Annotated in this window: 5 protein-coding genes; all 5 read left to right on the top strand. The window is 65.9% G+C overall.

What is annotated here, in order from left to right; all coding sequences use genetic code 11:
* Positions 1 to 271 precede the first annotated feature (271 nt).
* A complete protein-coding gene (locus AC2VOU_RS06200) occupies positions 272 to 1,507 on the top strand; it encodes an amidohydrolase family protein (protein ID WP_486956581.1) in 1,236 nt (411 codons plus the stop codon).
* Positions 1,508 to 1,688: 181 nt separating this feature from the next.
* The gene (locus AC2VOU_RS06195; RefSeq protein ID WP_090422600.1) at positions 1,689 to 2,840 is read left to right on the top strand and encodes a thiolase family protein; all 1,152 of its coding nucleotides are present in this window, start codon (positions 1,689 to 1,691) and stop codon (positions 2,838 to 2,840) included.
* A 12-nt stretch (positions 2,841 to 2,852) separates the two neighbouring features.
* A complete protein-coding gene (locus tag AC2VOU_RS06190) occupies positions 2,853 to 3,695 on the top strand; it encodes an alpha/beta fold hydrolase (protein WP_486956580.1) in 843 nt (280 codons plus the stop codon).
* Between the two features lie 27 nt (positions 3,696 to 3,722).
* Positions 3,723 to 5,261, top strand: coding sequence for a class I adenylate-forming enzyme family protein (locus tag AC2VOU_RS06185; RefSeq protein ID WP_486956579.1), 1,539 nt, complete (start codon positions 3,723 to 3,725; stop codon positions 5,259 to 5,261).
* A 132-nt stretch (positions 5,262 to 5,393) separates the two neighbouring features.
* Positions 5,394 to 6,463 (top strand): amidohydrolase family protein (locus tag AC2VOU_RS06180; protein WP_486956578.1); only part of this gene is annotated, 1,070 nt, incomplete at its 3' end.

Below are 6,463 nucleotides of genomic sequence, written 5' to 3'. Positions count from 1 at the left end.
GGTGTGCCGGCATAGCCGCGCTCGAGGAAGAGTTGGCGGCTGGCGTTGAGTATCGCGGCCCTCGTGCGCACGCCGCGGGTGGCGTCCAACTCCTCGGTGGGCCGGGAACCCGAAGTCATTGTCATGGCCACGACCGTATACGACAGGAATGTCAACTGGCAATCGCTGCACTGCAAAGTGCCTGCTGCGGTAGTTACAACGTCGCTACTTGACACTATTGTCAAGTTAGGTCAAGCTCGACAGCACGCCGAGGAGGAGGAAGAAGCAAGCGATGACGCAGTTCACCGAGGCACCGATCTTCGATGCCGACCAACACATGTACGAAACCCCCGACGCACTGACCAAATACCTGCCTGAGCAGTACCGGTCGAAGGTGCAGTTCGTCCAGATCGGCAGGCACACCCGCATCGCGATCCTGAACAAGATCACCGACTACATGCCGAATCCGACGTTCGAGCGGGTCGCCGCCCCCGGGGCGCACGAGAAGTTCTACTCCGGACAAAATCCCGAGGGACTTTCGATGCGCGAGATGTCTGGCCGGGGTATCGAGGCGCCGGCCGGTTCGCGCAACCCCGAGGACCGCATCGCCGAGATGGACCGTCAGGGAGTGGAGGCATGTCTGAACTACCCCACCCTGGCCAACCTGGTCGAGCATTCGGCCGCCGAGGATCCCGATCTGACCGCAGCGATCATCCACGCGCTCAACCAGTGGATGCTGGAGCACTGGAGCTATGACTACGCCGACCGGATCTACTCGACGCCGGTGCTCACCTTGGGCATTGTCGACAACGCGCGCCGCGAACTCGAGTACATCCTGGAGAACGGCGCCAAGGTCGCGCTGATCAAGCCGGCACCGGTCAACGGTTACAAGGGCTGGCGATCGCCGGCGCTGCCCGAGTTCGACCCGTTCTGGAGCGACGTCCAGGCGGCCGGGCTGCCCATCGTGCTGCATGCCAGCCAACCTCCGCTGCAGGAGTACATCGACAAGTGGGAGCCGCCGCAGACCAGCAGTGCGTTCGAGATGTCGGCGTTCAAGTGGACGGCTCTCGGCCACCGGGAGATCGCCGACATGCTGACCAGCCTGATCTGTCATGGCACCCTGACCCGGTTCCCCAAGCTACGCATCGCCAGCGTGGAGAACGGCAGCGCCTGGATCCACCCGCTGTTCGACGATCTGCAGTCGACATACAGCAAGATGCCGCAGAACTTCCCCGAGCATCCGCACGACGTCTTTCGCCGGAACATCTGGGTCAGCCCGTTCTGGGAGGGCCGGGTATCCGATGTGGTCGAAACCGTCGGTTGGGACAGGGTGCTGTTCGGTTCGGACTGGCCGCATCCCGAGGGCCTCGCGACCCCGAAGGGCTATTGGAAGTACGCCGAGGGCATGGACAAGCGGCGCACCTACGACTTCATGGGTGATAACGCCCGTCGATTCATGGGCTTGCCGATCCGCAACCCCGACCCCGACGCCGTGAACCCGCCGGTACTGGAAACCGCCGGCGCATAACAGGCGAGCGGAGAATGGCCCGGGCAGCGGCTCGGGCCATTCCGCTGCTGATCGTTGGTCGCCACGGACCGCAGATATGGTCTCTAATCCGATATATAGTTATCGAGTTAGCGACATAATAAGAGACGGCGGCCGCCTGTCGAAGTGCCGAGTTCGTTCCGCCACGCCCCGAAGGAGCCCCATGAGCAGGCCTGACATCGCCATCATCGGCGTCGGAATCCACCCCTTCGGCCGGTATGCAGATCGGTCCGCGCTGGAGCTGGGCGCGGTGGCGATCAACCGGGCGGTCAAGGACGCTGGGATCAACTGGACCGACGTCGACAGCCTCTACGCCGGCAGCCTGGAAGTGGCCAACCCCGAGGCTGTCACCGGAATCGTCGGCATGACCGGGTTGCCCGCGCGCGCCACCCTGAGCGGATGCGCCACGGGCAACTCGTTGCTGACGCTAGCCGCGCGCGATGTGTTAACCGGTGAGGCCGAGATAGCCGTCGGTGTGGGGCTGGACAAACACCCTCGCGGCGCGTTCGGTGCCGACCCCTCAGTGTCCGGCCTGCCGCAGTGGTACGGCGACCAAGGCATGTTCTTGACGACGCATTACTTCGGCACGAAGATCATGCGCTACATGCACGACCACGAGATCAGCGAGCAGACGCTGGCCCGGGTGGCGGCCAAGAACTCCGCCAACGGTGCGCTGGCGCCGCACGCGTGGCGCCGCAAGGCGATGAGCGTCGATGCCATCCTGGACTCGCCGGTCGTGAACGCCCCGCTGCGCCAGTACATGTACTGCAACCCGAACGAGGGCGCGGCTGCCGTGGTGGTCTGCCGCGCCGACAAGGCCAAGCAGTACACCGACACCCCGATCTATCTCCGAGCTTCAGCGCTGCGCAGTCGCCGAGAGGGCGCCTACGAGCTGCTACGCACGTCGATCGAACTGCCGATAGTGCCCGGAACCACCGCCGAGGCCGCCAAGGCCGCCTACGAGCAGGCCGGCATCGGTCCTGAGGACATCGACGTCGCGCAACTGCAGGACACCGATTCCGGCTCGGAGATCATCCACATGGCCGAGACCATGCTCTGCAAGGACGGCGAACAAGAGGCGCTGCTGGCTGACGGCGCCACCGAGATCGGCGGCCGCATCCCGATCAACACTGATGGCGGGCTGATCGCCAACGGTGAGCCGGTCGGCGCGTCGGGCCTGCGGCAGGTGTACGAGCTCGTGCACCAATTACGCGGGACCGCCGGCGAACGCCAGGTGCCCAATGACCCGCAGGTGGCCCTGGCCCAGCTGTACGGGGCACCCGGCACCGCCGCAGTCGCCATCCTGAGCAAATAGGCGCGGGCCCGGATGCCGAAAGATCGTTCGGTCACCGTCGGCGACGTCGAGATCCACTACACCGAAAGCGGCTCGGGCCCAACGCTGGTCTTCGTCCACGGCGCCTACGTGACCGGCTCGTTGTGGGACGACGTCATCGGTCGGCTGTCCGCTGACTTCCGGTGCATCGCGCCGACCTGGCCGTTCGGCGCGCAGTCGACGCCCGCCGGCGCCGCGGACCTAGGCGTGGCGGCCGCGGGACGACGGATCGTCGGCCTGCTAGAGATGCTCGACTTGCGCGACGTCACATTGATCGCCAATGACACCGGCGGGGGCATCGTGCTGGCAGCGCTGGGCAACCCGGCACTGGACTTCGGCCGGGTGTCTCGACTGGTGTTCACCAATTGCGACAGCTATGAACACTTTCCGCCGAAGTCCTTCGCGCCGATCGTGAAGTTATGCGGGTCGAGTGCCCGCGCCGGCGCGGTGGTGATGCGGGCGCTGGCCACCGGCCCGGGCCGATCGTTTTTCGCCTCGGCGGTCACTCGGCACGGCATCCCCACCGACCGCCAGCCCGCCATCTTCGGCGGCTTCATGACCTCATCGGCGGTCCGCCGAGAAGCGGTCCGGTTCAGCGCCGACCTCAATCCGCGCTACACACTCGCCGCAGCCGGCGCCGTCACCGAGTGGAACAAGCCGGCGCTGATGGCTTGGGGCACCGAGGACAAGATGTTTCCGGTGACACATGCACAGCGGCTGGCCGAGGCCTTCCCGAAGGGCGAACTGCGCACCATCGACGACAGCTCGACCTATGTCATGCTGGACCAACCCGACGAATTGGCCAGCGCAGTAACCGATTTCGTGAGGAAGTCCTAGTGCAGCCGGTGAACCCATGAGGTGTGGGTGAGCGCCCGCACGATCGCCGGCCTGCTCGATGAGATGGCGGCGGCCCGACCCGGCCAGCCCCTGCTGCGCGATGTCGACGGCGACGTGCTCACCGCCGGCGAGGTCGCACTGCTGTCGCTGGCCGCGACCAGGTGGCTGCACGATCAGGGCGTGCGGCCGGGTATGACGGTGGCCTGGCAGCTGCCCTCGACCGTCCCGGCCGCGCTGCTGATGCTGGCGCTGGCTCGGTCCGCCGTCACCCAGGCGCCCATCATTCACATCTACCGCGGGCGCGAGGTGGCACAGGCGGTCGAGGTCGGCGATGCCGACGTCCTCATCGTCGACGCCTCCACCGCCGCCAACGCCCCAGCCGGCGTGCACGTCATCACCGTCCCCGACGAGTTCGTCGCCGTGCCGGCCGGTCTGCCACATACCGCGCACCCAGAGCTTGCCCCAGCCGACCGCGACGCGGCCGAGCCGCAGTGGATCTACTTCACCTCCGGCACCACCGGCAGCCCCAAGGGCGTGGTGCACAGCGACGCGACATTGCTTTCGGCCGCAAAGGGTTTCACCGAGTACCTCGGCCTGGGCAGCCACCCGGCGGAGACCGGCACCATCTGCTTTCCGATCGCCCACATCGGCGGGATGGTGTATCTGTCGTGTGCCCTGCTGGCGGGATACCCGTTGCTGATGGTCCCCAAGTTCACACCTGAGCAGCTGCCCGGGCTGCTCGCCGAGCACAACATCACCGTGGCCGGCGGGGGTAGCGTCGTCTATCAGATGCTGGTATCGGCGCAGATCGGCAGCGGCGCCGCGGAACCTCTCATGCCCGGCCTGCGCATGCTGATCGGCGGCGGCGCGCCGTGCCCACCCGAGTTGCACCGGCGGGTCCGCGAACACCTCGGCATTCCCGTCGTCCATGCCTATGGCATGACCGAGGCGGCGATGATCTGCGTCAGCCGCGCCGACGACACCACCGAGCAGCAGATCCAGACCAGCGGCTCCGCGATCCCCGGCTCCCAGATCCGCATCGTGCGCTATGAACCCGACGGCACCCGGACCGTGCTACCGCCAGACACCGAGGGTGAGATCGAGCTGCGCGGGGCCAATATGACCCTGGGCTACCGCGACGAGCGGCAGTGGACCGAGGCGCTCACCGACGACGGGTGGTTCCGCTCCGGTGACCGCGGGTTGGTGCGGCCCGACAACCATATCGTCGTTACCGGCCGGACCAAGGAACTCATCATTCGCAAAGGCGAGAACGTCGCGCCCGCCGAGATCGAGAGCGAACTGCTGCACCACCCCATGGTCGACGAGGTGGCCGTGGTCGGGGTGCCCGACGAGCTGCGCGGCGAGCTGGTCTGCGCCGTGGTGCGCCGATCACCGCGGCACCGGGATCCAACGCTCGACGAACTGTGCATCTTCCTCGACGAGCGCGGCCTGATGAAACAGAAGTGGCCCGAGCGACTGGCCATCGTCGACGATTTCCCGCTGACGGGCCTGGGCAAGGTGGCCAAAGCCGAACTGGCACGACAAATTGCGCACCACGGCCCATGAGGCACCGGCTGCCCGCCGCGGTGGCCCGAGTTGCTTGCTGGCAGGCGGGGTGGTGACTACCATCACAACTAAATAACTAAATGTTTTGACGTTTCACGGCCGTGTGACGTTCACCCGCACAAGGAGACATTGATGCCGTTGCAGCCCTGGATGGAGTTGATCTCCGTCGACGATCACCTGATCGAACACCCGAAGGTCTGGAGCGACCGACTCCCCACCAAGTACCTGGAGGCCGGACCGAAGATCATCGAGTGGGAACGCCCCGACAACGGACAGATGTGTCAGGTCTGGGAGTACGAGGGGCGTATCTACCCCTACATCGGGCTCAACGCGGTCGCGGGCAAGAAGCCCGAGGAGTACGGCATCGAGCCGGTCCGCTACGACGACATGATCCCCGGCTGCTACGACCCCAAGGCCCGCGTGGCCGACATGGACATCGATGGCGTACAGGCGATGACGTGTTTCCCGTCGTTCCCCCGGTTCGCCGGCGCGGTCTTCGCCGAGGGCGACGACAAAGAACTGGCGGTGTTGTGCTCCAAGGCGTGGAACGACTTCCACCTCGATGAGTGGGCCGCCACTGCGCCCGACCGATTCGTCCCCGTCGCGATGCTGCCGTTCTGGGACATCGAGGCGAGCGTGAAAGAGGTCCACCGCGTCGCCGGCAAGGGCGCCAAGTGCGTGACGTTCCCCGACCTGCCGGACAAGCTGGGTCTGCCCTCGGTGCATTCCGATCACTGGGATCCGCTGCTGTCGGCGATGGAGGAGACCGGCATGGTGCTGGCCCAGCACTTCGGTTCCGGCGGCTTCCCGCCGCCGATCGCGCCGGACGCCCCGTTCGCGGTGTTCGTCACCTTGATGGGCACCATGTCGATGACCGCGCTGACCGACTGGTTGTTCAGCCACACCCTCTACCGGCACCCAAAGCTGAAGATCGGCTTGAGCGAGGGCGGCGTCGGCTGGATTCCCTACATCTTGGAGCGCGCCGACAGCGTATGGCGCAAGCATCGTTTCTACAACAACGTCAACCAGGATCATCCGCCAAGCTACTTGTGGAAGAAGCACTTCCATGGCTGCTTCATCGAGGATGACTTCGGGATGGAGGTCCGCGACAAGATCGGCGTCGAACAGATCACCTGGGAGTGCGACTATCCGCACTCGGACTCGTTCTGGCCGCAGAGCCGCGAACGTGCCGCCCAAGCACT

The organism is Mycobacterium sp. TH-M25 (assembly GCF_057473665.1).
Note: the sequence above shows the minus strand (reverse complement) of the source record. Positions and strands in the feature narration are given on the sequence as shown.

Bases quoted from the DNA above. Each gene is read 5' to 3' on its own strand.
- AC2VOU_RS06200 (WP_486956581.1), top strand. From the start codon at position 272: ATGACGCAGTTCACCGAGGCACCGATCTTCGATGCCGACCAACACATG.
- AC2VOU_RS06195 (WP_090422600.1), top strand. From the start codon at position 1,689: ATGAGCAGGCCTGACATCGCCATCATCGGCGTCGGAATCCACCCCTTC.
- AC2VOU_RS06190 (WP_486956580.1), top strand. From the start codon at position 2,853: ATGCCGAAAGATCGTTCGGTCACCGTCGGCGACGTCGAGATCCACTAC.